At 67.0% G+C, this 25,067-nt stretch carries 21 protein-coding genes; 12 read left to right on the top strand and 9 right to left on the bottom strand.

Annotated elements, in window-relative coordinates; all coding sequences use genetic code 11:
* Nucleotides 1–55 precede the first annotated feature (55 nt).
* Together U5809_RS19955 and poxB are read left to right on the top strand one after the other, a co-directional pair.
* Nucleotides 56–583, top strand: a complete 528-nt coding sequence (locus U5809_RS19955) for an Lrp/AsnC family transcriptional regulator (RefSeq protein ID WP_039322783.1) — start codon at nt 56–58, stop codon at nt 581–583.
* 257 nt (nt 584–840) lie between these two features.
* A complete protein-coding gene (poxB, locus tag U5809_RS19950; RefSeq protein WP_322087816.1) occupies nt 841–2,562 on the top strand; it encodes a ubiquinone-dependent pyruvate dehydrogenase in 1,722 nt (573 codons plus the stop codon).
* Nucleotides 2,563–2,785: 223 nt separating this feature from the next.
* Here the strand turns inward: poxB and U5809_RS19945 are convergent, their stop codons facing one another.
* A complete protein-coding gene (locus tag U5809_RS19945) occupies nt 2,786–3,703 on the bottom strand; it encodes a LysR family transcriptional regulator (RefSeq protein ID WP_322087815.1) in 918 nt (305 codons plus the stop codon).
* A 121-nt stretch (nt 3,704–3,824) separates the two neighbouring features.
* Here U5809_RS19945 and U5809_RS19940 point away from each other — a divergent pair, with 121 nt between their 5' ends.
* From U5809_RS19940 to U5809_RS19920, 5 genes are all read left to right on the top strand, one after another.
* Entirely contained in the window at nt 3,825–4,808 is a 984-nt protein-coding gene (locus tag U5809_RS19940; RefSeq protein WP_322087814.1) for an aldo/keto reductase, read from the top strand.
* A gap of 225 nt (nt 4,809–5,033) precedes the next feature.
* Entirely contained in the window at nt 5,034–5,624 is a 591-nt protein-coding gene (locus tag U5809_RS19935; protein ID WP_322087813.1) for a class I SAM-dependent methyltransferase, read from the top strand.
* 154 nt (nt 5,625–5,778) lie between these two features.
* Entirely contained in the window at nt 5,779–7,218 is a 1,440-nt protein-coding gene (locus tag U5809_RS19930; RefSeq protein ID WP_322087812.1) for an alkaline phosphatase, read from the top strand.
* Nucleotides 7,219–7,250: 32 nt separating this feature from the next.
* Complete coding sequence (locus U5809_RS19925; RefSeq protein ID WP_322087811.1) at nt 7,251–8,642, top strand: alkaline phosphatase; 1,392 nt, start codon at nt 7,251–7,253, stop codon at nt 8,640–8,642.
* A 33-nt stretch (nt 8,643–8,675) separates the two neighbouring features.
* On the top strand, nt 8,676–9,419 hold the full coding sequence (locus U5809_RS19920; protein ID WP_322087810.1) for a hypothetical protein: 744 nt from the start codon (nt 8,676–8,678) through the stop codon (nt 9,417–9,419).
* A gap of 180 nt (nt 9,420–9,599) precedes the next feature.
* Here the strand turns inward: U5809_RS19920 and U5809_RS19915 are convergent, their stop codons facing one another.
* From U5809_RS19915 to U5809_RS19905, 3 genes are all read right to left on the bottom strand, one after another.
* The gene (locus tag U5809_RS19915) at nt 9,600–10,739 is read right to left on the bottom strand and encodes an acyltransferase (RefSeq protein ID WP_322087809.1); all 1,140 of its coding nucleotides are present in this window, start codon (nt 10,737–10,739) and stop codon (nt 9,600–9,602) included.
* The gene (gene blaOXA, locus U5809_RS19910) at nt 10,736–11,545 is read right to left on the bottom strand and encodes an OXA-1043 family class D beta-lactamase (protein ID WP_322087808.1); all 810 of its coding nucleotides are present in this window, start codon (nt 11,543–11,545) and stop codon (nt 10,736–10,738) included. The genes U5809_RS19915 and blaOXA overlap by 4 nt, the downstream gene beginning before the upstream one ends.
* Before the next feature lie 330 nt (nt 11,546–11,875).
* Entirely contained in the window at nt 11,876–13,027 is a 1,152-nt protein-coding gene (locus tag U5809_RS19905) for a porin (protein WP_322087807.1), read from the bottom strand.
* A 575-nt stretch (nt 13,028–13,602) separates the two neighbouring features.
* On the opposite strand from U5809_RS19905, the gene U5809_RS19900 reads away from it, so the two are divergent.
* The 3 genes from U5809_RS19900 to U5809_RS19890 all read left to right on the top strand — a co-directional run bounded on the left by U5809_RS19900 (nt 13,603) and on the right by U5809_RS19890 (nt 16,512).
* A complete protein-coding gene (locus tag U5809_RS19900) occupies nt 13,603–14,640 on the top strand; it encodes an ABC transporter substrate-binding protein (RefSeq protein WP_044848040.1) in 1,038 nt (345 codons plus the stop codon).
* 70 nt (nt 14,641–14,710) lie between these two features.
* Nucleotides 14,711–15,676, top strand: a complete 966-nt coding sequence (locus tag U5809_RS19895; protein ID WP_322087806.1) for a proline/glycine betaine ABC transporter permease — start codon at nt 14,711–14,713, stop codon at nt 15,674–15,676.
* 14 nt (nt 15,677–15,690) lie between these two features.
* The gene (locus U5809_RS19890) at nt 15,691–16,512 is read left to right on the top strand and encodes a betaine/proline/choline family ABC transporter ATP-binding protein (protein ID WP_322087805.1); all 822 of its coding nucleotides are present in this window, start codon (nt 15,691–15,693) and stop codon (nt 16,510–16,512) included.
* Between the two features lie 33 nt (nt 16,513–16,545).
* Here the strand turns inward: U5809_RS19890 and U5809_RS19885 are convergent, their stop codons facing one another.
* On the bottom strand, nt 16,546–17,577 hold the full coding sequence (locus tag U5809_RS19885) for an NAD(P)H-quinone oxidoreductase (RefSeq protein ID WP_322087804.1): 1,032 nt from the start codon (nt 17,575–17,577) through the stop codon (nt 16,546–16,548).
* A 120-nt stretch (nt 17,578–17,697) separates the two neighbouring features.
* On the opposite strand from U5809_RS19885, the gene U5809_RS19880 reads away from it, so the two are divergent.
* The gene (locus U5809_RS19880) at nt 17,698–18,591 is read left to right on the top strand and encodes a LysR family transcriptional regulator (RefSeq protein ID WP_322087803.1); all 894 of its coding nucleotides are present in this window, start codon (nt 17,698–17,700) and stop codon (nt 18,589–18,591) included.
* A gap of 155 nt (nt 18,592–18,746) precedes the next feature.
* Nucleotides 18,747–19,046, top strand: coding sequence for a barstar family protein (locus U5809_RS19875; RefSeq protein ID WP_059709307.1), 300 nt, complete (start codon nt 18,747–18,749; stop codon nt 19,044–19,046).
* A gap of 76 nt (nt 19,047–19,122) precedes the next feature.
* On the opposite strand, the gene U5809_RS19870 is transcribed toward U5809_RS19875, so the two are convergent.
* The 4 genes from U5809_RS19870 to aldA all read right to left on the bottom strand — a co-directional run bounded on the left by U5809_RS19870 (nt 19,123) and on the right by aldA (nt 24,886).
* Nucleotides 19,123–20,790, bottom strand: coding sequence for a GMC family oxidoreductase (locus U5809_RS19870; RefSeq protein ID WP_322087802.1), 1,668 nt, complete (start codon nt 20,788–20,790; stop codon nt 19,123–19,125).
* Between the two features lie 15 nt (nt 20,791–20,805).
* Nucleotides 20,806–22,023, bottom strand: coding sequence for a mandelate racemase/muconate lactonizing enzyme family protein (locus tag U5809_RS19865; RefSeq protein ID WP_322087801.1), 1,218 nt, complete (start codon nt 22,021–22,023; stop codon nt 20,806–20,808).
* A complete protein-coding gene (locus tag U5809_RS19860) occupies nt 22,020–23,351 on the bottom strand; it encodes an MFS transporter (RefSeq protein ID WP_322087800.1) in 1,332 nt (443 codons plus the stop codon). The genes U5809_RS19865 and U5809_RS19860 overlap by 4 nt, the downstream gene beginning before the upstream one ends.
* A 110-nt stretch (nt 23,352–23,461) precedes the next feature.
* Nucleotides 23,462–24,886 carry an aldehyde dehydrogenase gene (aldA, locus tag U5809_RS19855; RefSeq protein ID WP_322087799.1) on the bottom strand — a complete coding sequence of 475 codons (1,425 nt, stop codon included), beginning with the start codon at nt 24,884–24,886 and terminating at the stop codon, nt 23,462–23,464.
* Between the last annotated feature and the right edge of the window lie 181 nt (nt 24,887–25,067).

Below are 25,067 nucleotides of genomic sequence, written 5' to 3'. Positions count from 1 at the left end.
CGCTCCGATAGTGTAAATATTCCGGTTGTGGCCACTCTTCCGGAATATTTCGACCATGAGCTCAAACCCGCGGCGGCTCGACCGCATCGACATCGGCATCCTGAACCAGCTTCAGCAGAACGCGCGGATCACGAACGCGGAACTCGCGCGTGCGGTGAACCTGTCGGCCACGCCATGCTTCAATCGCGTGCGCGCGCTGGAGAAGCTCGGGCTGTTCCGGCAGCAGGTCACGCTGCTCGATCCGGAGCCGCTCGGGCTGCGGATCAACGTGTTCATCCAGGTCAGCCTGGAGAAGCAGGTCGAGGATGCGCTGCAGCGCTTCGAGGAGGCGATCTCGCAGCGGCCCGAGGTGATGGAGTGCTACCTGATGTCGGGCGACGCCGACTATCTGCTGCGCGTCGTGATGCCCGACATGCGCACGCTCGAGCGTTTCATCATCGAGCGCCTGACGACGATTCCCGGCGTGTCGAACATCCGGTCGAGCTTCGCGCTGAAGCAGGTGCGCTACAAGACCGCGCTGCCGCTGCCGGCGGCGGGGTTGACGCTGGTCGACCCGGACGAGGCCGCGTCGGACTGGAGCTGAGCGGGGAGTCGCAGGCGCGCCTGCCTGGTTTCAGACTTCCGAGCGCAGTCGGAGCGATGACAAAGTGCCGACGATTGCCCGACGCCGTCGAAAGGGGCGGCATGCGGCACGGCGGATCGCTGCCGCGGCGGTGTGCAGGGCGTTCGCGTGTTCACGACGCCGCGCGGCACGATCGCGTATGCTCGTCCCGTCAGCGGCGACGGCGGCTGCCGTTGCCGGATCAATCGTGTGACGACCGATCAACGAGCGAGGGCAACATGGCAAGACAGACGATGGCGGAATACCTGGCGAAGACGCTGGCGGCAGCGGGCGTCGAGCGCATCTGGGGCGTGACGGGCGACAGCCTGAACGGGCTGTCGTTCAGCCTGAGCCAGATCGGCTCGATCCGCTGGATGCATACGCGGCACGAGGAAAGCGCCGCGTTCGCGGCCGGCGCGGATGCCGCGTCGACCGGGCGGCTCGCGGTGTGCGCGGGCAGTTGCGGCCCCGGCAACCTGCACCTGATCAACGGGTTGTACGACTGCCACCGCAATCACCAGCCGGTGCTCGCGATTGCCGCGCACATCCCGTCGACCGAGATCGGGCTCGGTTACTTCCAGGAAACCCATCCGCAGGAACTGTTCCGCGAGTGCAGCCATTTTGCGGAGCTCGTGACGAACGCATCGCAATTCCCGCGCGTGCTCGCGCGCGCGATGCGCACCGCGATCGACGAGCGCGGCGTCGCGGTGATCGTGCTGCCGGGCGACATCGCGCTCGGCGACGGCCCGGAAGAGCTGCCTGCATGGAGCGATGCGGCGCCGCCGTCGATCCTGCCGGCCGACGCCGATCTCGACCGGCTCGCGGCGCTGCTCAATGCGTCCGACGCGATCACGCTGCTGTGCGGCAGCGGTACGCAGGGCGCGCACGACGAGGTGGTCGCGCTGGCCGACACGCTCGGCGCGCCGGTCGTGCATGCGCTACGCGGCAAGCAGTTCGTCGAATGGGACAACCCGTTCGATGTCGGGATGACGGGGCTGATCGGCTTCAGCTCGGGCTATCACGCGATGGACTCGTGCGATACGCTGCTGATGCTCGGCACGGATTTCCCGTACCGGCCGTTCTATCCGTCGAACGCGAAGGTCGCGCAGATCGACTGGAAAGGCTCGCAGCTCGGCCATCGCGCGCCGCTCGCGCTCGGCCTCGTCGGCACCGTGAAGGAAACGATCGCAGCGCTGCTGCCGCGCCTGACGCGCAAGACCCAGCGGCGTTTCCTCGAGAATGCGCTGAAGCATTACGCAGCCGCTCGCAAGGGGCTCGACGATCTCGCGGTGGCCGAGCCGCCGGGCCGCGCGATCCATCCGCAATACCTGACGAAGATCGTCGACGAAGTCGCGGCGGAAGACGCGATCTTCACGGCCGATGTCGGTACGCCGACGCTGTGGGCCGCGCGCTACCTGACGATGAACGGCAAGCGGCAACTGCACGGCTCGTTCAATCACGGTTCGATGGCGAATGCGATGCCGCAGGCGCTCGGCGCGCAGGGCGCGCATCCGGGGCGGCAGGTGGTGTCGCTGTCCGGCGACGGCGGGCTGTCGATGCTGCTCGGTGACCTGCTCACCGCACGCCAGCTCAAGCTGCCGATCAAGATCGTCGTGTACAACAACAGCCTGCTCGGCTTCGTGTCGATGGAGCTGAAGGCGGCCGGCTATCTCGACACGAACGTCGACCTGAGCCCGACCGATTTCGCGGCGATCGCGAAGGGCGCGGGCATCTTCAGCGTGCGCGTCGAGCACTCGGAGAACGTCGAGGAAGCGCTGCGCATGGCGTTCGCGCATGACGGGCCGGCCGTCGTCGACGTCGTCACGTCGAAGTACGAACTCGCGATGCCGCCGAAAATCGAACTCGCGCATGCGAAGGGCTTCAGCCTGTTCATGCTGCGCGCGATCCTCAGCGGTCGCGGCGACGAGATCGTCGAATTGGCGAAAACCAACCTGCGGTAAGACGAGCCGCGCCGCGCTGCTTCGGGCAGCGCCCGCGGCGTTACGCATCGACGAACGCGCCGGGGTGCGAGCGTCGATGCGTGAGGCATTGAACCACACGAAAACACGGCAATCGAAATTCGCGCCTGCGAGGCATCCGACCTGCACACGCTGTCGGACGGCACGCACGCTGCACGGCGTCGGCCGCGATGATGTTCCGGTGCGCTTGTGCTCGCGCGTGCGTTCAGGCCGGCGCCGCTTCGCACCCGGCCGCCACCCACTCGCGCACGGCCTCGACGAACAGCCGCAACGCGGCCGGCGGATGCCGGTTCGCCGGGTAGTAGAGGCACAGGCTGTCGAACAGCTGGCTCCACTCGGGCAGTACCTGCACCAGCCGCCCCGACGCCAGATGCTCGGCGACGCGCGCTTCCGTGACCCACGCGATCCCGATGCCGGCCAGCGCCGCGTCGATCATCAGCGTCTGGTTGCCGAGCGTCAACGGCCCGTCGACATCGACGCTCACGCGCTTGCCGTCGCGCATAAGATCCCAGCGATAAAGCGCGCCGCTTTCGAAGCGGTAGCGGATGCACGCGTGGCGCGTGAGGTCCTGCGGGCTTTCCGGCGCAGCGTGCCGCGACAGGTAGTCGGGCGATGCGATCGCGACGAAGCGCATCGGGCCGCCGAAGCGCACGGCGATCATGTCGCGCGGCACGTCTTCGTGAACGCGGACGCCGGCGTCGAAACCGTGTTCGACGATGTCGATCAGCCGCGAATCGGTGACGAACTCGGCGTGGATGTCCGGGTAGCGGGCGACGAAGGCCGGCAGCACGTGCCGGATCAGCGGGCGCGACGCGGCCTCCGACGCGCTGATCCGGATCTGGCCGGACGGGCGGTTGCGGGCGGTCGCGGCGTCGTTCAGCGCGTCCTCGAGATCGGCCACCGCGGGCCGCACGCGCACCAGCAACTGTTCGCCGGCATCCGTCAGCGCGACCGAGCGCGTCGTGCGGTTGAACAGGCGCACGCCGAGCCGTGCTTCGAGATGGCGGATCGTATGGCTCAGCGCCGACGGCGACACACCCAGGATGCGCGCCGCGCCGCTGAAGCTGCGCTGCTCCGCGATCATGATGAAGCTGGTGAGTTCGCCGATGTCGGTGCGCTGCATTTGTGAAAATTCATCAATAACGCGTGAAATGGTACGCCGATTGTTGAGCGGTATCCATCAACCTACACTGCGTTCCTCGGCATTCCGTCGATCGTCTTCACCTTTTTCGCAGGAGAAATTCATGCAAAAGCGCATGCTTGGCAAGAGCGGCCTCGAAGTCTCGGCAATGGGGCTCGGCTGCATGGGATTGAGTTACGGCTACGGCCCCGCGACCGACAAGGCGAGCGGCATCGCGCTGATTCGCACCGCGTTCGAGCGCGGCGTGACGTTCTTCGACACGGCGGAAGCGTATGGCCCGTTCGTCAACGAGGAACTGGTCGGCGAGGCGGTCGCGCCGTTTCGCGACCAGGTCGTGATCGCGACCAAGTTCGGTTTCGAGGACGGCCTGCCGATGAAGGGCGTCGACAGCCGGCCGTCGCATATCCGCGATGTGGCCGACGCGGCGCTGAAGCGGCTGAAGGTCGACCGCATCGACCTGTTTTACCAGCACCGCGTCGATCCGAACGTGCCGATAGAAGACGTGGCAGGCACCGTCAAGGACCTGATCCGCGAGGGCAAGGTCGCGCACTTCGGGCTGTCGGAAGCCGGTGAGCAGACGATCCGCCGCGCGCACGCGGTGCAGCCGGTCGCCGCGCTGCAAAGCGAGTATTCGCTGTGGTGGCGCGAGCCGGAGGCGCGGATCCTGCCGACGCTCGAGGAACTCGGGATCGGCTTCGTGCCGTTCAGCCCGCTCGGCAAAGGCTTCCTGACCGGCGCGATCGATGCGAACACGACCTTTGCCGAGAACGATTTCCGCAATATCGTGCCGCGCTTCTCCGAGGACAACCGCAAGGCCAATGCGGGCCTCGTCGATCTGCTCGGCCGCATCGCGACCGATAAAGGCGCGACGCGTGCGCATATTGCGCTGGCCTGGCTACTGGCCCGCAAGCCGTGGATCGTGCCGATTCCTGGCACGACGAAGCTGCACCGGCTCGACGAGAACGTGGGCGCGGCCGCCGTCGTGCTGACGGCCGACGATCTCGCCGCGATCGAGACCGCACTGCAGCAAATCAGGATCGTCGGCGAGCGTTATCCGGCGCACTTGCAGCAGCGCGTCGATCGCTGAACGCATCCGGCGTCTGATCGGGCACGAATTGATCAGGGGAATCAGGGTCAATCTTCACGTCGCCTTAAGTTTGCGTTTCCTAGAATCGATTTGATCGTCGCTCTTCCTGCGGCGGACCGATTCGTCCAGGAGGATGCGCATGCCAAAGCCTCGTGTCGCCGTAGCCCTGTTCCATGAAGTCGTCGGCGCGTCGTTGCTGACGGCGCAATCGCTCAAGGGCTGCCCATGATGTGGCCGAATGCGTGGCGTGTCTCGGCACTGTTCGTGCGTGAGTGGGTCGGCCGTCCGGCCGCGGTGGGGGCGTTGTGTCCGAGTTCGCGGCACCTGGCGCGCGAGATGGCCGATGCGGTGCCGGACGGCGACGGGCTCGTTGTCGAGCTCGGCGGCGGCACCGGCGCGATCACCGCGGCGCTGCTCGACCGCGGCGTCGCGCCACGGCGCCTCGTCGTGGTCGAACGCTCGTTGGCGTTCGTCCAGCATCTGCGACGACGCTTTCCGGGCATCTCGATCGTATCGGGCGATGCGCGGCAGCTCGAGCGGCTGCTGCCGCCCGATGCGCGCGTCGACGCGATCGTGTCGTGCCTGCCGCTGCGAACACTGCCGCGCGAGGATGTGACGGCGATCATCGATCAGTGCCACCGCGTGCTGTCGGCCGACGGCGTGATGATCCAGTTCACGTACGACCTGCGGCCACCCGGTCGCCATCCGCTGGGCGATTCGGCATTTGTTGCCTGCGGCAGCCGGATCGTCTGGGCAAACATTCCGCCCGCGCGCATCGTGACCGTGCGCAGCATCACCGCCGAACACGCGGAATGATGCCGCCGCGCGCGCGGCGCCCGACCGGGGCGCCTCGCCGAATCCTTTCATAATTCATTCGCCACCTTCCAATAACCATTCACATTGCCGTCACATCAGGTTCCTACCATCGCCTTTCATTTCGAAAGCATCAACGGCGGGGAGAACCGGCAACATGAATCGAAACAAAATGGCGGCGCTGCTCTGTGCCGGCGCCTTTGCGCTTGCCGGATGCGGCAGCGACGACGGCCCGACCAGCACGTCGCCCACCCAGCCGCCCGTTCAGACGGCGGCGCGCAACGTGATCTTCTTCCTCGGCGACGGCATGGGGATGACGACGCTGACGGCCGCACGCATCTACGGCGTCGGTGAAGACGGCGCGCTCACGATCGATACGCTGCCGGAAACCGCATTCGTGAAGACCTATTCGAACGATGCGCAGGTGACGGACAGCGCGCCGTCGATGTCGGCGTACATGACCGGCGTGAAGACCAACAACGAAGTGATCTCGATGTCGCCCGACACGAAGGCGATCGAGCCGAGCGCGAGCCTGACCGGCAACTGCGGCGCGAACAACGGCAAATCGGCGACGACGCTGCTTGAAATCGCGAAGGCGAAGGGCTGGGCCACCGGCGTCGTGACGACCACGCGCGTCACGCACGCGACGCCGGCTGCAACCTACGCACACGTGTGCCATCGCGATGCCGAGAACGACATCGCGGCGCAGCTCGTGCCGGGCGGCGCGGGCTACAACGGCGCGCTGGGCGACGGCGTCGACGTCGTGCTCGGCGGCGGCACGCAATTCTTCGTGCCGAAGGACGGCGGCGGCAAGCGCACCGACGGGCGCAACCTGGTCAACGAGCTGAAGGCGAAGGGCTATGCGTTCGCGCAGAACCGCGACGACCTGCTGGCGGCCGATGCGACCAAGAGCGGCAAGCTGGTCGGCCTGTTCTCGTCGAGCCACATGAGCTACGACCTCGATCGCGGCGCGACCAAGGAGCCGAGCCTCACCGACATGGCGACGCGCGCGCTCGACGTGCTGCAGAAGAATTCGAACGGCTATTTCCTGATGGTCGAAGGCGGCCGGATCGATCACGCGCTGCACGACACCAACGCGAAGCGCGCGCTGCAGGACACCGTCGCATTCGACAACGCGATCAAGGCGACGATCGACAAGGTGCGCAAGACCGATCCCGACCTGAAGAACACGCTGATCGTCGTCACGGCCGACCACGACCACACGCTCGTGCTGAACGGCTACGCGGCGCGCACCGGCAAGACCGAGGCGGGCAAGCCCGGCGTGCTCGGCGTGCTGCGCAGCTACCAGACGGGCGCGATCGCGAAGGACGCGGACGGCGCGCCGTACACGATCATCGGCTTCGGCAACGGCGAGAACCGCGTGCAGGGCAGTCGCGCGGGCACCGCGCTCACCGATGCGGTGACGGGCGCCGACGACTATCGCCAGGAGGCGGTCGTGCGGATGGACAAGGGCAACGAGACGCACGGCGGCACCGATGTGTTCCTCGGTGCGATCGGCCGCGGCGCGGATGCGTTCCACGGCGTGATCGAGAACAACAAGGTCTTCGAGCTGGTGCGCAACGCGGTGCAGCTGTGAGCGCCGACCATACGGGTACAGGGGAATACAGGATGTCGACCATCAAGTGCATCGCGGCGGCGCTGGCCGTCGCGGGTTTCGCGTGCGGCGCGGCGCAGGCCGCCGGCCAGGCGAAGAACGTGATTTTCTTTCTCGGCGACGGCATGGGGCCGACGACCGTGACGGCGAGCCGGATCTACAAGGTCGGTGAGTCAGGACAACTGACGATGGAGAAGCTGGCGCGCACCGCGCGCATCAAGACCTTCTCGAACGACGCGCAGACGACCGACAGCGCGCCGTCGATGGCCGCGTACATGACCGGCGTGAAGATGAACAACGAAGTGCTGTCGATGTCGTCCGACACGCGCGCGGTCGCGCCGGGCAGCGACACGAACGGCAACAAGACGGTGAACAACTGCGCACCGGGCAACGGCCAGCCGGTCGCGACGCTGCTGGAGCTGGCGAAGGCGCGCGGCAAGGCGGTCGGCGCGGTCACGACGACCGAGCTCACGCACGCGACGCCGGCCGCGACCTATTCACACATCTGCCATCGCGACGCGCAATACGACATCGCCGCGCAAGCCGCTCCGGGCGGCGCGGGTTACAACGCGGCGCTCGGCGACGGCGTCGACGTGCTGATGGGCGGCGGCCGCAACCACTGGACGCCGTTCGACGCGGCGACCAACAAGCGCGGCCGCGCGGACGGACGCAACCTGCTCAACGAGATGAAGGCGAAGGGCTACACGGTCGTCGCCACGAAGGATCAGCTCGCGCAGGCCGGCAACGGCAAGCTGGTCGGTTTGTTCAGTTCGACGAGCCATCTCGAGTACGAGCTGGACCGCGTCGCGGGCAAGGGCGAAGGCCCGTCGCAGCCGAGCCTCGCCGACATGACGTCGAAGGCGATCGACGTGCTGTCGAAGAATTCGAACGGCTATTTCCTGATGGTCGAGGGCGGCCGGATCGATCACGCGCTGCACGGCACCAACGCGAAGCGCGCACTCGAAGACACGGCTGCATTCGACGAAGCGATTCGCGTCGCGCTGTCGAAGGTCGACCTGTCGAACACGCTGATCGTCGTGACGGCCGACCACGACCACACGATGACGATCAACGGCTATTCGAAGCGCGGCAACCCGATTCTGGACATCAGCCGCAACTACCGCGACGGCCAGCCGAGCAAGGACGCCGACGGCAATACCTACACGACGCTGGTGTTCGGCAACGGCGCGAACCGGCCGAACGTGCGCACATCGGTCGATTCGGCCACCGCGACGAACGAGGCGTATCTGCAGGAAGTCGGCGTGCGGATGGGCAGCGCGGGTTCGGAAACGCACGGCGGCGGCGACGTAATGCTGTTCGCCGACGGCGCGGATGCGAAGGCGTTCAAGGGCACGATCGACAACACGAAAGTGTTCGGTCTCGTGCGCTCGGCGTTCGGTTTCTGAGTCCGTTGACTGCATGAGGAACGGGACTGCCCGATGAAACGTCAGCTTCTCTGCGCGCTCGCTTGCGGGTGGGTTGCGCTGCCGGCCCTTGCAGCGGCCGATCTCGACGCCGTGCTGCTGCACGAGAGCCGCACGGTGACGGCCGACGGCGTGACGCGCACGACGCTGTATCGCGAACGGATGGTGCGGCGCGACGGGCACGTGTGGGTCGAACGCGTGCTGCCCGTCGCGGCGGCTGGCGGCGGTCATGGCGACGATCACGATCATGACCATGACCACGACACGGGCCGCCGCGCCGGCGTGCAGCCGGCCGCCGCCCACGCGGGCCACAAGCATTTCAACTTCCAGGCGGCCGCGCGGCACGTGACTTACGACGGCAAGACGGCACGCATCGAGTACGTCGATGCGGCGAACCGGACGGTCGTCGGCGTGCCGCCGGCCGAGTACGAAACCACCGGTTTCGACGGCTCGTGGGACAACGCGTATTACGTGACGCCGCCGTCGCAGTTGAAGCGGCTCGCGGTCGTCAAGCGCGGCGACGCGCCCGGCACCGTCTGGTATGAGCAGGCCGTCGATACGCCCGGCGCGCGCGGGGTGAACCGGATCCTGTGGAGCGAGAAGCTGCAGGCGCCACTGTCGGTCGAATACCGGAGTGTCGACGATCGCGTCGTGCGCAAGCTGACGTTGACGCCGGCGCCGGCCGCGCGGCGCGAGCCGCTGCCGTGGACGACGCTCGCCAGCTATACGCGCAAGGAGTACGCCGACTATCTGGATTGACCGGCGGGCGGCCACGCTCTACCGATCACGCAACGGCTTCTGTCGGCCGGTCGATCGTACGATTCGTACGCGGGGTTTGCGGTCAGGCCGGCCGGTATCGCAATCGCGATACTGCCGGGCGCTGGCCGCTTTTTTCTTTTTCCGGCGTCGTGTCGCCCGGCAGGGGATGCCGACGATTTGCTAGAGCTGCGCGCCGTCCGGCACCCGCGCTGAAGGCCGCGACGCGATCCGCTTGATGAAGCGGTCGAGCGGTGTCGCATAGCCGCGCGCGATCGCTGCGCTCAATGCGGCCGACAGCGCCAGATACGCGACGAGCAACCCGAGCTTGCCGTCGCCGTGCAGGCCCGACGGCGGCCAGAACGTGCGCAACGCGCCGAGAACGATCAGGTGGAACAGGTACAGCTCGTAGCTCAGCGTACCGGCCCGGCGCAACGGCGCGAGCAGGCGGCCCTGCGCGCGCGTGCCGTTGACGTGCGCGCCGATCAGCAGCACGGCGGTGCCGAGCGCCATCGCCGTGACGCCGGCGACGTGGCTTTCCGCGATCGGCCAGGCCAGGTAAAGCGCGGCCATCGCCGCCGCGACGAGACCTTGCACGAGCGGCGCGGACAACCGTTGCCAGCTTGCGCGTTCGGCCAGCAACGCGGTGCAGCAGCCGATCGCGATCCCGTCGAACGACGCAAAGTACGCATAGAGGAACCCGCTTTCGTCGCCGGCGTGCGTGAAGCGGTACACGGGCCCGATCGCGGCGACGATCACCCAGAACGCGGCCAGCCGTGCATCGCGGCGCAACGCGATGCACAACAGCGGAAACGATAGATAGAACACCTCTTCGACCGACAGCGACCACAGCACGCCGAGCGCGTAGTTGACCCACCCGTATGCACCGATCAGCACGTTCATCCAGAACGTGAGCGACGCGAGATTCACGAGCCAGAACGATACGGCGATACCCTCCGGTGCGTGGTTCTGGAAGATCGGCACGCCGGCCGCCGCGAGGCCGTTGACCAGCGCGAGCAGCAGGAGCAGGCACGGCACGATGCGCGCGACGCGCGACACGTAGAACGCGCGCATGTCGATCGCGCCGAGGTTGCCCCAGCGGTGCCGCGCATTCGACGTGATCAGGTAGCCGGAAATCACGAAGAACATCGTCACGCCGTAGTTGCCGTTGCGCGCCACCGCATGCACCGCATCCCAGCCGAATACGCGTGCGAGCGACGTGTCGCGCAGCGAGTAGGGAATGTTGAAGTGATGCAGCAGGACGAGCACGATCGACACCCCGCGCAGCAGGTCGATTCGCGCGTTGCGCGGGCCGGCGCTCATTGTGGGCCGCCCGCTTCGGCGAGGGCCGGCAGCGTCGCCAGAAACGTATCGCGTGCGCGCAAGCCGGCGTTCGGCGTTTGCCGCTCGTCGTCCTGAATCAGGTACGCGAACACGAGCTTGCGCGGTCCCTTGGCCGCCCAGCCGACGAACCAGCCGTACGCGTGCGACGCATCGTACTTGCGCCCCGGCGACCCGGTGCCCGTCTTGCCATGCACGATCCAGCCGCCGGGCTGCGTATCGATCAGCGTGATGCGCTCGGTCATGTCGTACGCGTGCGCGCTGACGGGCAGCGTCCGGTTCGCGATCTTGCGCATGAAGCCGGCCTGTTCGAGCGGCGAGATGCGCAGCGACGCGTTGACCCACGCGCCCATCACGCCGTTCAGTTCGCCCTGCTGGCTGGTCACGTCCGCGTTGCCGTAGCCGAACGCGTTCGTGTACTGCTGGAAGCGCCCCTGCCCGAGCGCCTGCGTGACCTGCTGCGAGTACCAGAACACCGACAGCTTCATCCAGCGTGCCGGATCGGTCGGCTCGCGCCACGGCGCGCCGCCCCAGTCGGGGTAGCCGGCGTGGAAGTTGAGCGTCGGCGTGTGCGCGTCCTTCAGGACGCCTGCGTCGAAGCCCATCAGGCTGATTGCGACCTTGAACGTCGACGCCGGCGTTACGCGGGTCGCGCAGTCGCCTTGCTGCACGAGCATCTGGCCGGTGGCGGCGTCGGCGACGACGGTGCAGATCGGGCGGGCATCGGAAGTCGCGCTGGCCAGAAGGCCGGCGGCGAAGGTGAACAGCGCGCGGCGCCAGTGCTTCAAGTGACACTCCTCGGGGATGGGCGGCAGGCGCACGGCGCGGACGAAAGGCGCCAGGCCGTGCGCAATGAAGGTGACGGCCGGCATCGAGGAAGGCGGGGATGGCGGCCGTTGCGCAGGCCCACAGTGTATCGACGGATCGTCGTCCGTTGACCTGTCACGGTTGACGGGGCGATAGCGCGCCTGCTTGCTATCCGTTGCGGCGGCGCCGGCCGGTCACGTGTGGCGGCGCGCATGAAAAAGCCCGCCGGCAGGCTTGCGCTTGCGGGCGGGCGAAGACACCTCGGGCCAACCGGCGCGGGTGTCGCGTGAAGAACGGAGAACCGGGTTGCGTCAGAACTTGTGGCGCAGCGCGAGACGCACGGCCACCTGGTTCGACGTCGACGACGGCGCGTCGGTGCCGGGGATGAACGCGTTGTCGAGGATCGAGTTCGTCTTGTCGCCGGCGATGTGCTGGTACGCGGCCTGCACGTATACGTCGGTGCGCTTCGACAGGTTGTAGTCGGCCATCAGCCCGGCCGAGTGGATCTTCGGCTTCGCATTGCCGGTCGATGCGTCGTACTTCTCGAGCGACAGCACGTACTGCGCGCCGACCATGAACGCCGGCGTGATCTGGTACGAACCGTTCAGCTCGAAGTTCTGGTACTTGATCGCGCTGACCGTCGCGCCCGGGGCGATGATCGCGCCCGGCGTGCCGAGGTAACCGTTGCCGGTCGGGTTCTTGTAGTTCGAGTTCGTGTACGCGAAGCCGACCGTCGCCTGGCCGAACGTATAGTTGATGCCCGCGCCGAACACGCGCATGCGCTCGGCGATGTAGCTCGCGTCGTTCGCGGTGATCGCGCCGGCCGAGCCGTCGCCCGGGTGGTTCGCCTGCAGGTACGCGGCGCCGATCAGCAGGCCGTTGTTCTGGTACTGCGCGCCGAAGCTGTACGCGCGGTTGTCCGAGAAGTTCGTGCTGTTGCTGAAGCTGTATGCGCCGCCGAACGTGAAGCCGCCGAAGTTCGGGCTCGCGTATTTCACCGTGTTGTCGAGGCGGAACGAGTTGTCGGTGTTGTCGTTGTCGAACGGGTGCGCGAGCAGGTAGCCGCCCCAGTTGCCGTTGGCGGTGGTCGGCGCGAGATAGTCGACGACGGAGTCGTACTGGCGGCCGAACGTCAGCGTGCCGTATTGCGTCTGGCTCAGGCCGACGTACGCCTGGCGGCCGAACATGCGGCCGCCCTGGTTGAGCCGGCCGGTGTTCACGTCGAAGCCGTTTTCGAGCTGGAAGAGCGCCTTCATGCCGCCGCCGAGATCCTCGCTGCCCTTCAGGCCCCAGCGGCTGCCTTGCGCGTAGCCGCTCGCCATTTCGTAGACGTGGCCGGTGCCGACGTTGTTCGTGTAGTTCAGGCCTTCGTCGATCACACCGTACAGCGTGACGCTGCTTTGCGCGAACGCGGGGGCTGCGAAGGTTGCCGTTACGGCGAGCGCCGTCAGGGTCTTTTTCATTGAGAGATCTCCGGGATATCCAGCTTCTTGTATCGGTTGTCGTGAGCGCGTCCGGCGAGGCGCGCCCCGTCATCCGGGGCGATCTGGCGCAGCGCGCGCGGCGCCGGAAACGCGCGATGCGCGGCGGCGCGGCGACCGGCTGTGCCGGGTCGTGTCTCCTCCGATGACACCGCGCATTCTTCCCAAGCCGAAAAGGAACCGAAAGCGAGTAATTTCGATGGATGGAATCGGGTTCGCCAATGGGGGCGCGACAGGCCGTTTCGACAGTCGGAACGGCGTGCGCGGCGCCGCGCTGCAACACCGCTCGCACCCTCGCCGAACGCGGGCGCGACGCGGCCCTGGCGGGGCCGTGCGCGCGCACGGGAAATCGGCCGGGAAGCCCGTCCGGCGGGCCTCGCGGCGCCCCCGGCGATCGATTGACGCTGCCGATTGCAATGATCGGAATTACTCGTTTCCCTAAACATATTGGCGGCTGAAACATGCAGGCTGACCGGACGTGGCTGGATGCACGATTCGCCGGTCGCCGCGCATGCCGCGACGCACAAACAACAGATTCGATTTGGAGACGACCCACCATGCAGATTCGACGACTGAAAACGGTCCTTCTCGCCGCCGCGGCGATCCTTTCCGCGCCCGCGGCCCACGCGGCCGGCGGCGCGTGCGCCGACGGCAAGACGGTCCATTTCGCGGGCATCACGTGGGAGAGCGGGTCGTTTGCGACCGAAGTGCTGCGGCAGATCATGGAGAAGGGCTACGGCTGCAAGACGGACGTCGTGCCGGGCAGCACGGCCGCAACCGAAACGGCGCTCGCGCGCAACGACCTGCAGATCTGGGCCGAGCAGTGGACGGGCCGCAGCGAGATCACCGCGAAGGCCGTCTCGTCGGGCGCGGTGAAGCTGATCGGCGACACGCTGCCGGGCGGCACGACCGAAGGCTGGTTCGTGCCCGACTACGTGGTGAAGGGCGATCCGGCGCGCAACATCAAGCCGGTCGCGCCCGGGCTCGTGTCGGTCGACGATCTGCCGAAGTTCAAGCAGGTGTTCGCCGACGAGGAGGAACCGGACAAGGGCCGCTTCCTGAACTGCCCGACGGGCTGGGACTGCGAGCGCGTGAACACACGTCTCTTGAAGGTGCTGAAGCTCGACCAGTCGTACACGAACTTCCATCCGGGCACGGGCGCGGCGCTCGACGCGGCGATCGCGTCCGCGTACCAGCGCGGCGCGCCGATCGTGTTCTATTACTGGGGCCCGGCCGCGCTGATGGCGAAATACAAGTTCACCGCGCTGAAGATGCCGGCCTATAACGAAGCATGCTGGAAGACGTTGCGCGATGAGAGCAGCACGCACCAGTGCGCGTCGTCGTACATGGTGTCGCGGCTGACGGTGGGCGTGTCGAAGCCGTTCGCCGATGCGAACCCGGATCTCGTCGGCGTATTCGGCAAGGTGCGTTTTCCGATGGACTTCCTGAACCAGACGATCCTCGAGATGACGACGAAGAAGATCGACGGCGCGGCGATGGCCACGCAGTTCCTGAAGACTCGCCAGGACATGTGGAAGCAGTGGGTGCCGGCCGACGTCGCGCAGAAGATCGCCGGCAGCCTGAAGGGCGCGTAACCTGCGCGCGGCGGCGGGCCCGCGCCCGCCGCCGCCGTCACGCGCCTTCGCGGCGCGACGGAGAATCAACATGAACGGCTTCTTTCTGCACCTGTCGATCGCCGACTGGGTGAACAGCGCGCTCGAGACGTTCGTCGCGCAATACGGCGACAGCTTCCATCACTTCAGCGTGCTCGTGTTGCGCTACCTGCTCGTGCCGCTCGAAGGCGCGCTGCGCGTCGCGCCGCCGTGGCTCGTGCTGCTGGTCGTCGGCGCGATCGCGTGGAATGCGACGCGCCGCATCGGCCTCGGCGTGCTCTTCATGCTGCTGCTTTACGCGATCGGCTGCTTCGGCCTGTGGGACAAGCTGATGCAGACGCTCGCGCTGATGCTCGTCTCGACGGTGCTGTCGGTCGCGATCGGCGTGCCGGTCGGCATCCTTGCCTCGCGCAGCCCGTGGCTGCGCCGGCTGCTGCTGCCCGTGCTCGACGTGATGCAGACGCTGCCGAGCTTCGTGTACCTGATCCCGGTGCTGATGCTGTTCGGGCTCGGCAAGGTGCCCGCGATCCTCGCGACGATCATCTACGCGCTGCCGCCGCTGATCCGCCTGACCGATCTCGGCATCCGCCAGGTCGATCCGGACGTGACGGAGGCCGCGCGCGCATTCGGCACGACGCGCTGGCAACTGCTCGTCAACGTGCAGTTGCCGCTCGCGCGGCCGAGCATCATGGCCGGCATCAACCAGACGACGATGATGGCGCTGTCGATGGTCGTGATCGCGTCGATGATCGGCTCGCGCGGGCTCGGCGAGGACGTGCTCGCGGGCATCCAGACGCTCGACGTCGGCAGGGGCACGCAGGCCGGCCTCGCGATCGTGATCCTCGCGATCGTGATCGACCGGATCAGCCAGGGCTTCGGCCAGGAGCAGCGCGCACGCCGCCGGCTCGCGCAGCAGCGCCGGCAGAAGGGCGCATCGCGCGTGCCGTACCGGCTGCCGCGCAAGGCGCAGTCGGCGGGCGTCGATTCGAATCAGGCGACGCAATCGTCGCGCGCATAGGAACGGAGGCAGACATGGCGACCATCGACGTCAAACACGTGTACAAGCTGTTCGGGCCGCAGGCCGCGCATGCGCGCGTGCTCGACCTGCTGCGCTCGGGCAAGCGCAAGGCCGACGTGCTGGCCGAAACGGGCTGCAACGTCGGGCTCAACGACGTGAGCCTCGGTATCGAGTCGGGCGAGATCTTCGTGATCATGGGGCTGTCGGGCTCGGGGAAGTCGACGCTCGTGCGGCACTTCAACCGGCTGATCGAACCGACGGCCGGCGAGATCGTGATCGACGGCAGCGACGTGATCAAGCTCGACGCGCACGGGTTGCGCGAGCTGCGCCGCTTCAAGGTCAGCATGGTGTTCCAGAACTTCGGGCTGCTGCCGCACCAGACCGTGCTCGACAATGCCGCGTATGCGCTGCGCACGCGCGGCGAGAAACGGCACGACGCGGCCGACGCGGCGCGCAACTGGCTGACGAAGGTCGGGCTCGACGGGTACGGCGATCACTATCCGGACGAGTTGTCGGGCGGGATGCGGCAGCGTGTCGGGCTGGCGCGTGCGCTGGCGGCCGATACCGACGTGCTGCTGATGGACGAGGCGTTCTCCGCGCTCGACCCGCTGATCCGCACCGAAATGCAGGATCAGCTGCTCGAACTGCAGGCGACGCTGTCGAAGACGATCGTGTTCATCACGCACGATCTCGACGAGGCGCTGCGCATCGGCGACCGCATCGCGATCCTGCGTGACGGCACGCTCGTGCAGGTCGGCACGCCGGACGACATCCTGTCGCGTCCGGCGGACGATTACGTGAAGCGGTTCGTCGAGAAGCGCACGAGCATGAACTGACGCGCGTCACGCTACCCAGGCCGCGTACCGCGCTCACTGCGGGCTGTGCGCGGCCGTCGTCAGCACGATCTTGCCGACGTGCACGCCCGAATCGATCAGCACGTGCGCGCCGTGCGCGTCGTCGAGCGGGAAGGTGCGGAACACCTGCGGCTTGACCGTGCCCGCCGCGACGTGCGGCCACAGGTGGCGTTCGAGTTCGGCGATGAGCGCGCCCTTTTCCTCCGGCGTGCGCGAGCGCAGCGTCGAACCGATGTGCGTGAGGCGCTTGGTCATCATCGGCCACACGTCGAGTTCCTTCGCCGGCCCGTTGAGCGCGCTGACCTGCAGGATCCGCCCGTTCATCGCCGCGGCCCGGTAATTGCGCGCCACGTAGTCGCCCGCGATGATGTCGAGGATCACGTCCACGCCCTTGCCCGCCGTGATCGCGTCGACTTCGGCGACGAAATCCTGTTCGCGGTAATTCACCGCGTGATCCGCGCCGAGCCGCAGGCTCGCGGCGCGATGCGCTTCCGAGCCGACCGTCGTGATGACGGTCGATGCGCCCATCGCCTTCGCGATCATCGTCGCAGTGGTGCCGATGCCCGACGCGCCGCCGTGAATCAGCACCGATTCGCCCGCCTGCAGCCGCCCGCGCTGGATCAGGTTCAGCCAGACCGTCAGGAACGTTTCCGGCATCGCCGCGGCTTCGATCATGTCGAGGCCGGGCGGCAGCTTCATCGTCGTGAGGTGATGGGCGACCGCGTATTCCGCATAGCCGCCGCCCGTCACCAGCGCGCTGACGCGGTCGCCCGGCGCGAAACCGTGCACGGCTTCGCCGGTCGCGACGATTTCGCCGGCGATTTCCAGGCCCGGGATGTCGGACGCGCCGGGCGGCGGGTTGTAAAGCCCCTTGCGTTGCAGCACGTCCGGGCCGTTCACGCCGGCGGCGTGAACCCGGATCAGCACTTCGTCGGCCTTGGGCCGCGGCACGGGGCGACGTGCGGTCGCGAGGACCTCGGGGCCGCCGGGGCGGGTGATTTCGACTGCCGCCATGTCGGCGGGAATGGGGGAGAGCGTATCGGACATGTTTGCCTCGAAAAGACAGATGAGTGGTCGGTGAAAAAAGTATAGGCTTGGGCCTTGATGAATTCGCGCAGCGATTTTCACGACCACAGATGCAAATTTGCATCACAGCGGAGAAGGCGCTTGAACTGGGACGACGCACGGATTTTTCTCGCCATTCACCGGGAACGCAGCCTGCGCGGCGCCGCGCGGGCGGTCGGGCTCGACCAGGCGACGGTCGGCAGGCGGCTCGCGGCGCTCGAGCGCGCGCTCGGCGCGACGCTGTTCCTGCGCACGTCGGCCGGGTACGTGCCGACCGCGGTGGGCGAGGTCGCGCTGCGCAACGTGGAGAAGATGGAGCAGTCGGCGATCGATCTGGTGCGGCAGACCCAGGGCGTCGACCGGCGCCTGGCCGGCGACGTGCGCGTGACGACGACCGATACGATCGGGCTCGAATTCGTGATGCGCGCGATGCGCAACGTGCACGACGAGCATCCGGACGTGCGCGTGCTGCTCAACACGTCGACGCAGGTGGAGAACCTGGCCAAGCGCGAGGCGGACATCGCGATCCGCACGATCAAGCCCGACAATCCCGATCTGCTCATGCGCCGGCTCGCCGCGTGGCCGACGGGGTTGTACGCGTCAGAGGAATACCTGGCGCGGCATGGCGAACCGGTGCCCGGCACCGGCTTCGAAGGGCATGACCTCGTGTGCTTCCTGCCGCACCTGAATGCGCGCGGCCCGCTCACGGTGGTCGGCGAGCCGGTGCGCGCCGGGCGGATCGTGTCGGGGCTGAATTCGAATCTCATGCTGCGCGCGGCGGCGCGCGCCGGGCTCGGGCTCGCCGAACTCCCGGTGCCGATCGCGGAGCGCGACGCGCTGGTGCGCGTGTGGCCGGCGCGTACGTCGGCGCGTCCTTACGAAGTCTGGATGGTGACGCACAAGGATTTGCGGCATACCGCGCGGATGAGCGCGATGATCGATCACATCGTGCGGGTGTTCGACGAGGTGGAGGCGCGGGGCAGCGCGGGGGACTGAATGTGAGTCGAAGGACGGGATGCGGCACGCTGCGACGTGCCGGCGATCTGCGGGATCGGCCCGGGCGGGTGTGACCTGTTCGATGCTGGCGAGCCGGCCTTGGGAGCGTGAGTAACGAACGGCGGCGGTGATTTTACGGTGAACGAGAGGACTCGATGAATCGATTCAGTGTGGACGGAAAAGCGCTTGGCGATTGGGCGAAGTTTCACGACTACTTCGCGGGCGAATTCGGATTTCCGGGTTACTACGGCCGGAACATGGATGCATGGAATGATTGCATGAGCGACTATTGCTACGAGCACGGCATCGTGTCGCTGCGGATCGACGATGCGGGAGCGTTGAAGGATCGCAATCCGGAGATTTTCGCCGCACTCGTCGAGTGCAGCGCGTTCATCAATTGGCGAGCAACGAAGGAAGGGGGTGACCCGTTGATCGTGTTGTCCTATTGGGCATAGTCGCGGCGCTGACGTTGCATCGAGTTGCGTCGTGAAGCCGATTGCCGGGGCGGCAATCGGCGAAAACACAGCCCCCTTAATGCGTGACCGTTTCCCGTTCGCTTGCTCTCACGGCAGACGCTTCGCCGTGCCCCGCATCCGCCAGAATCAGATCCGCGCCTTTCTCCGCGACCATCATCGTCGGCGCGTTGATGTTGCCCGACGTGATGTTCGGGAACACCGATGCATCGACGATCCGCAGCGCCTGCAGCCCGTGCACGCGCAGCGACGCATCGACCACCGACGTCGCCGCGTCCGGCCCCATCGCGCACGAGCCGCACAGGTGGTAGATCGAACCCGACTGCTCGCGGAAATACTGCAGCATCGCCTCGTCGGAATCGACCTGCGGCCCCGGCGAGATTTCCTCGACGGTCATCGACTTCAGCGCCGGCGCGCGCATCAGCGCACGGATCACCTTGCTGCCCTGCACGGCCTCGTCGAGATCCTTCTGCGTGGTGAGCGCGTTGATGTGGATCTTCGCGGCATCTTCCACGCGGTTCGACGCGATCTCGATCGTGCCGCGGCTCGTCGGCCGGCACGGGTTGAACGCGATCAGGAATCCGGAGTAAGGCTCGGGCTTGATGCTCGCGCGGTCGCTTTTCGGGATCCGGTACGACAGCGGGTTGAAGTAGAGCTGAATGTTCGGCTCCTGCGCGTCGGCCGTGCCGCGGAAGAATCCGCCCGCCTGGTTCACGCTCATCGCGAGCGGGCCGCGTTTCGTCAGCAGGTAGCGCAGCCCGATCTTCATCTTGCCGATGAGCGTGCCCATCTCGTCGTTCAGCGTCGGCCGGTTCGCCTTGAAGTAGAAGCTCACGCACAGGTGGTCCTGCAGGTTGCGGCCGACGGCCGGCAGCGCCTGCACGAGCGGCACGCGGTGGCGCGCGAGCAGCGCCGGATCGCCGACGCCCGACAGTTGCAGCAGCTTCGGCGTATCGACCGCGCCGGCCGCGAGGATCACCTCGCGCGCGGCGACGAGCGTTTCGTCGCCATGCTCGCCCGCGACGACCACGCCGGTCGCGCGTGTGCCGTCGAACGTCACGCGCCGCACGAGCACGCCCGAGCGCAGCGTGAGGTTCGCGCGGTCCAGCGCGGGGCGCAGGTACGCGAAGCTGCTTGAACAGCGTTCGCCGTGTTTCGTGTTCAGGTCGTAGATGCCCGCGCCCTCGAACTGCACACCGTTGAAATCGTCGGTGCGCGGCAGGTTCAGTTGCCCGCAGCCCTTCAGGAACTCGTGGACGATCGGATGCACGTCGGCCTTCATCGACGTGATGTGGATCGGCCCCGTCGCGCCGTGATGCCGCGGATCGGTCGCGCCGGCCGCGTGGGTTTCGAGCTTGCGGAAGTACGGCAGCACGTCGTCGTACGCCCAACCCGGATTGCCGGCGTTCGCCCAGTCGTCGTAGTCGCTGCGCTGGCCGCGCACGTAGACCATCGCGTTGATCGAGCCCGACCCGCCGACCACCTTGCCGCGTGGGCAGTACAGCTTGCGGTCGGCGAGCTGCGCCTCGGGCTCGCTGTAGTACATCCAGTTGTAGCGGCGGTTGTAGTAGGTCTTCGTGAAGCCCACCGGCACCTTGAACCAGAACGACGCGTCGCGTTCGCCCGCTTCGAGCAGCAGCACCGAGTGCCGGCCCGATTCGCTCAGGCGGTTCGCGAGGATGCAGCCGGCCGAGCCCGCGCCGACGATGATGTAGTCGTAGCTCATGTCTGTCCTTTGCGCTCAGCCTTTCGCGGGGGCGAGATCCTTCACGTCGACGGGGTGTTCGCCCATCTGCAGGTGCAGCCGTTCGCCGGTGTACGGCGTGTGGCGGCGCACGACATCCATGTCGAGTTCGATACCGAGGCCCGGCTCGTTCGACGGGATGATGTAGCCGTCTTCCCAGCGGATCGGCGTCTTCACGACTTCCGCGTGGAAACCGCCCCACGTCATGATGCTTTCCTGGATCAGGAAGTTCGGCGTGCAGGTCGCAAGCTGGATGCTCGCGGCTGCACCCACCGGCCCGTTGTACAGGTGCGGCGCGATCTGCGCGTAGTGCACTTCGGCGAGCGTCGCGATCTTCTTCGCTTCGAGCAGGCCGCCCACGCGCGCGACGTTCAGCTGCAGGATCGACGCGCCGCCGGCTTGCAGCAGCTTGTGGAATTCGTACTTGGTGGTCAGGCGCTCGCCGGTCGCGATCGGAATCGACGTATGTTTCGCGACTTGCGCGATCGCCTCTTCCTGGCCGGGGGGGACCGGCTCCTCGAACCACAGCGGGTCGTATTTCTCGAGCCGCTTCGCGAGCCGGATCGCCGACGACGGCACCATCTGCCCGTGCGTGCCGAACAGCAGGTCGGCCTTGCTGCCGACGGCTTCGCGCACGCGGCGGCAGAACAGCTCGCAGCGGTCGAGCACTTCCAGCGACAACTGGTGGCCCGAGTAGGCCGTGTACGGGCCGGCCGGGTCGAACTTGACGGCGGTGAAGCCGAGCTTCACGTTCTCGGCCGCGCATTCGGCCGCGAGGTCGGGATCGTCGTAGTCGTATTCGCCTTTCGTGTTCTTCGGGTACAGGTACGTGTACGAGCGCAGCCGCTCGTGAATCCGGCCGCCGAGCAGCTCGTAAACGGGCTTGCCGGCCGCCTTGCCGATGATGTCCCAGCACGCCATTTCAAGGCCGCTGACGACACCCATCATCGTGAGGTCGGGTCGCTGCGTGAAGCCGCTCGAATACGCCTGGCGGAACAGCCGTTCGACGTGATGCGGGTCGCGGTTCAGCAGGTGGCGTTCGAACACGTCGTCGATGATCGGGGCCATTGCCTTCGGGCCGAAGGTCGCCGAATAGATCTCGCCAACGCCTTCGATGCCGTCGTCGGTCTTCAGCTTCACGAAGATCCAGTACATCCCGCCGATATGCGGCGGCGGCACGGCGACGATATGGGTTTCGAGCGAAACGATCTTCATACGGACTCCTGGATTCGGTGAATGCGGTTGAGGCGGTATTTGAGGAAGGCAGCCGCGCCCGCGCCGCAGAGCGCGATGGCCGCGATGTAGCCGAAATAGAGCTGGTAGCCGTGCGCGCCCGGGTAGGTCTGCGTCACGTAGCCGTTGATCAGCGGCACGAACACGTCGGGCGAATAGCCGAGCACCGAGATCAGGCCGATCGCGAGGCCCGCGCAATGCGTCGGCACCTTGCAGTCGTCGAGCAGCGACCAGTACAGGCCGCGGATCGCATAGGTGAGGATGCCGATGAACAGCACGAGCACGACGAGCATCGCCTGCGGGCTGTGCGCGGGCGCGGCGATCAGCCCGACGAGCGACAGCGCGGCGAGCACCAGCGCCCAGAACAGCACCGACACCTTCGATACGCGGTCGCCGAGGAAGCCGCCGCCGATGCCGCCGACGGGGCGCATCCACAGCTTGAGCGTCGTGATGAAGCCGGCCGCCGTCGCGCTGAGCCCGAAATTGCCTTCGTGCAGGTAGGCCGAGAAGCTGTAGGTCGCCCAGAACACCTGGTAGCCGCAGAACACGATCACGGCGACGAGCCACAGCTCGGGGATCGCCGCGAGCGTCTTCAGGTCGGTCAGCACGTTGCCTGTTCTGCGTTCCGTCACGGCCTTGCGTTCGTTCGCGCCCGTCGGATCCTTCACCAGCGCGAGCAGCAAGCCGAGCGTGATGCAGGAGAACGCGTACAGATGCACGACGAGCTTGAAGCCGGCCGCGTCGGTGCCGCCGTGCGCCTGCGTCACATAGGCGAACAACGTGATCGCGATCGTCGCGAGCAGCGCCTCGACGAGCCCGCGGCCGCCGTCGAGCAGCCCGAAGAAACGGCCCTGTTCGTCGGGGCCCGCGATCATGTTTACGCGCTTGATCACGGCGGCCCAGAACGTGAGGCCGGTAGTCAGCCCCCAGCCGCCGAAGATCAGCACGAGCGTGTCGAACGACGGCCCGGTCGCGTAGACGAGCCCGAGCGCGCCGGTGGCGAGCAGCGAGAAGCAGATCAGCCAGCGCGGCGACAGGCGGTCGGCCAGCCAGCCACTCGGCAGGTAGCTGACGAGGAAGATCGTGCCGAGCGACGAATACAGGTAGCCGAGCTGCACGTCGTCGATATGGAAGAACTGCAGCATCGTCGGCTGGTACACCTGCCGCAGATACAGCATCGGGTAGATCGCGCCCGCGGCGATCACGAGCAGCAGCAGTTGCAGGTAGCGTTGCGCACGGGAATGCGGCGACGCGTGGGCGTCGTCGTGCAACGCGAGCGACGCCGCGGGCGTCGACGGTTGGGTCGGCATGATGTCTTCCTCCATCAGGCGTCCTTGAAGCGGAGGCCTGCAGGTTTTTTATGTTCTGGTTGAATCAGGGGCGGCGCGCGCGGGGTGGTGTCGTGGTGCGCGCGCCGGTGTCAGTACTTCATGACGACGAGGCGCGTCTGCGTGAATTCGAGCATCCCGTGCTTGCCGTCGTCGCCGCCGAGGCCCGAACGTTTCCAGCCGGCATGGAAGCCCTGGTACGGATCGGCCGGCGTGCGGTTCACGTACAGCTCGCCGGCTTCGATCGCGTTCGCGACGTTCATCGCGGTGCGGTAATGCTCGGTGTAGAGCACCGACGACAGGCCGAACTGGTGGTCGTTCGCCTGCGCAATCGCTTCGTCGATCGTCGTGTAGCGCAGCACGGGCATGATCGGGCCGAAGGTTTCCTCCTGCACGATCTCCATGTCCTGCCGCACGCCGGTGAGCAGCGTGGCCGGGTAGAAGAACCCAGGGCCGTCGGGGATCGCGCCGCCGGTTTCGAGCGTCGCGCCTGCCGCGATCGCGCGTTCGACCATTCCGTGAATGTGCGCGCGCGCCGATGCGCTGACGAGCGGGCCCATCCGTGTGGCGTCTTCCGCACGGTTGCCGATGCGCACGGCCGCCATCTTTTCCTTCAGCAGCGCGACGAAACGGTCGTGCACGCTGTCGTGCACGTACACGCGCTCGATCGCCGTGCAGAGCTGGCCGCAATGGGTCGTCTTCGACGCGACGAGCGCGGCGGCCGCGCGTTCGAGGTCGGCGTCGGGCTCGATGATCGCGGGCGTCTTGCCGCCGAGTTCGAGCGACGGCTTCGCGATGTTCGTCTTGCAGTAATCGAGCACCTTGCGGCCCGCGTTTACGCTGCCGGTCAGCGTGATCATCCCGACCGCCGGGTGCGTGCACAGCGCTTCGGCCGTCGCGTGGTCCATCGTCAGGATGTTGATGACGCCCGGCGCGAAGCCCGCATCGTCGGCCGCCTTCGCGATCTCGAACGCGGACACCGGCGTGTGGTTGCTCGGTCGCACGACCACGGTGTTGCCGGCGATCAGCGCGGGCGCGACCTTGCGCAGCAGCGTGTAGACGGGATAGTTGAACGGGATCAGGCACGCGACGACGCCGATCGGCTCGCGCTGCAGGAACAGGTTTTCGTCGGGCGTGTCGCTCGGGATGATCTCGCCCTCGATCCGGCGCGCCCACTCGGCGTGGTAGCGCGTGATCTGGCCCGCGTAGACGGCTTCGTTCGACGCGTCCTCGACGCTCTTGCCGGATTCCTGCGCGAGCGCCGTGCCGATCTCGGATGCGCGTGCGGTCAGCGCGTCGGCGAAACGGTGCAGGTACACGGCGCGCTCGGCGCTCGGCAGCTTGCGCCATGCCTTCTGCGCGGCGGCCGCGGCGTCGACGGCAGCAAGTGCGTCGGCCGGCGTCGCGGCCGGCACGCGCGCGAACGGCGCTTCGGTAGCGGGATTGTGGACGACGATGAACGTGTCGCTTTCCGGGGCGACGAAACGGCCGTTGACGTAGTTGCGTTCGGTGCGCATGAAGTGACTCCTCCGATGAATGCAGGCGGATCGCTTCGGGTGGCGACACGCGTGGCACGGGACAGAGGCCATTCTGTTCATGCGTTTAGCGCACGACAAACGACTTATTTTCGCGTCGAACATGAGAAAAATGCACGTTACTCGGCGAATCGGCCGGAATCGGCCGTCCGGCAAGGCTGCC

The sequence above is a fragment of the Burkholderia sp. BCC1999 genome (genome assembly GCF_905339975.1).
In the GTDB taxonomy this organism is placed as follows: Bacteria; Pseudomonadota; Gammaproteobacteria; order Burkholderiales; family Burkholderiaceae; genus Burkholderia.
Note: the sequence above shows the minus strand (reverse complement) of the source record. Positions and strands in the feature narration are given on the sequence as shown.

Coding starts and splice junctions, on each gene's coding strand:
- U5809_RS19900 (WP_044848040.1), top strand. CDS start 13,603: ATGCAGATTCGACGACTGAAAACGGTCCTTCTCGCCGCCGCGGCGATC.
- U5809_RS19945 (WP_322087815.1), bottom strand. CDS start 3,703: ATGCAGCGCACCGACATCGGCGAACTCACCAGCTTCATCATGATCGCG.
- U5809_RS19890 (WP_322087805.1), top strand. CDS start 15,691: ATGGCGACCATCGACGTCAAACACGTGTACAAGCTGTTCGGGCCGCAG.
- U5809_RS19885 (WP_322087804.1), bottom strand. CDS start 17,577: ATGTCCGATACGCTCTCCCCCATTCCCGCCGACATGGCGGCAGTCGAA.
- U5809_RS19865 (WP_322087801.1), bottom strand. CDS start 22,023: ATGAAGATCGTTTCGCTCGAAACCCATATCGTCGCCGTGCCGCCGCCG.
- U5809_RS19955 (WP_039322783.1), top strand. CDS start 56: ATGAGCTCAAACCCGCGGCGGCTCGACCGCATCGACATCGGCATCCTG.
- U5809_RS19875 (WP_059709307.1), top strand. CDS start 18,747: ATGAATCGATTCAGTGTGGACGGAAAAGCGCTTGGCGATTGGGCGAAG.
- U5809_RS19895 (WP_322087806.1), top strand. CDS start 14,711: ATGAACGGCTTCTTTCTGCACCTGTCGATCGCCGACTGGGTGAACAGC.
- aldA (WP_322087799.1), bottom strand. CDS start 24,886: ATGCGCACCGAACGCAACTACGTCAACGGCCGTTTCGTCGCCCCGGAA.
- U5809_RS19920 (WP_322087810.1), top strand. CDS start 8,676: ATGAAACGTCAGCTTCTCTGCGCGCTCGCTTGCGGGTGGGTTGCGCTG.
- U5809_RS19925 (WP_322087811.1), top strand. CDS start 7,251: ATGTCGACCATCAAGTGCATCGCGGCGGCGCTGGCCGTCGCGGGTTTC.
- U5809_RS19940 (WP_322087814.1), top strand. CDS start 3,825: ATGCAAAAGCGCATGCTTGGCAAGAGCGGCCTCGAAGTCTCGGCAATG.
- poxB (WP_322087816.1), top strand. CDS start 841: ATGGCAAGACAGACGATGGCGGAATACCTGGCGAAGACGCTGGCGGCA.
- U5809_RS19870 (WP_322087802.1), bottom strand. CDS start 20,790: ATGAGCTACGACTACATCATCGTCGGCGCGGGCTCGGCCGGCTGCATC.
- U5809_RS19915 (WP_322087809.1), bottom strand. CDS start 10,739: ATGAGCGCCGGCCCGCGCAACGCGCGAATCGACCTGCTGCGCGGGGTG.
- U5809_RS19935 (WP_322087813.1), top strand. CDS start 5,034: ATGATGTGGCCGAATGCGTGGCGTGTCTCGGCACTGTTCGTGCGTGAG.
- U5809_RS19930 (WP_322087812.1), top strand. CDS start 5,779: ATGAATCGAAACAAAATGGCGGCGCTGCTCTGTGCCGGCGCCTTTGCG.
- U5809_RS19860 (WP_322087800.1), bottom strand. CDS start 23,351: ATGCCGACCCAACCGTCGACGCCCGCGGCGTCGCTCGCGTTGCACGAC.
- U5809_RS19905 (WP_322087807.1), bottom strand. CDS start 13,027: ATGAAAAAGACCCTGACGGCGCTCGCCGTAACGGCAACCTTCGCAGCC.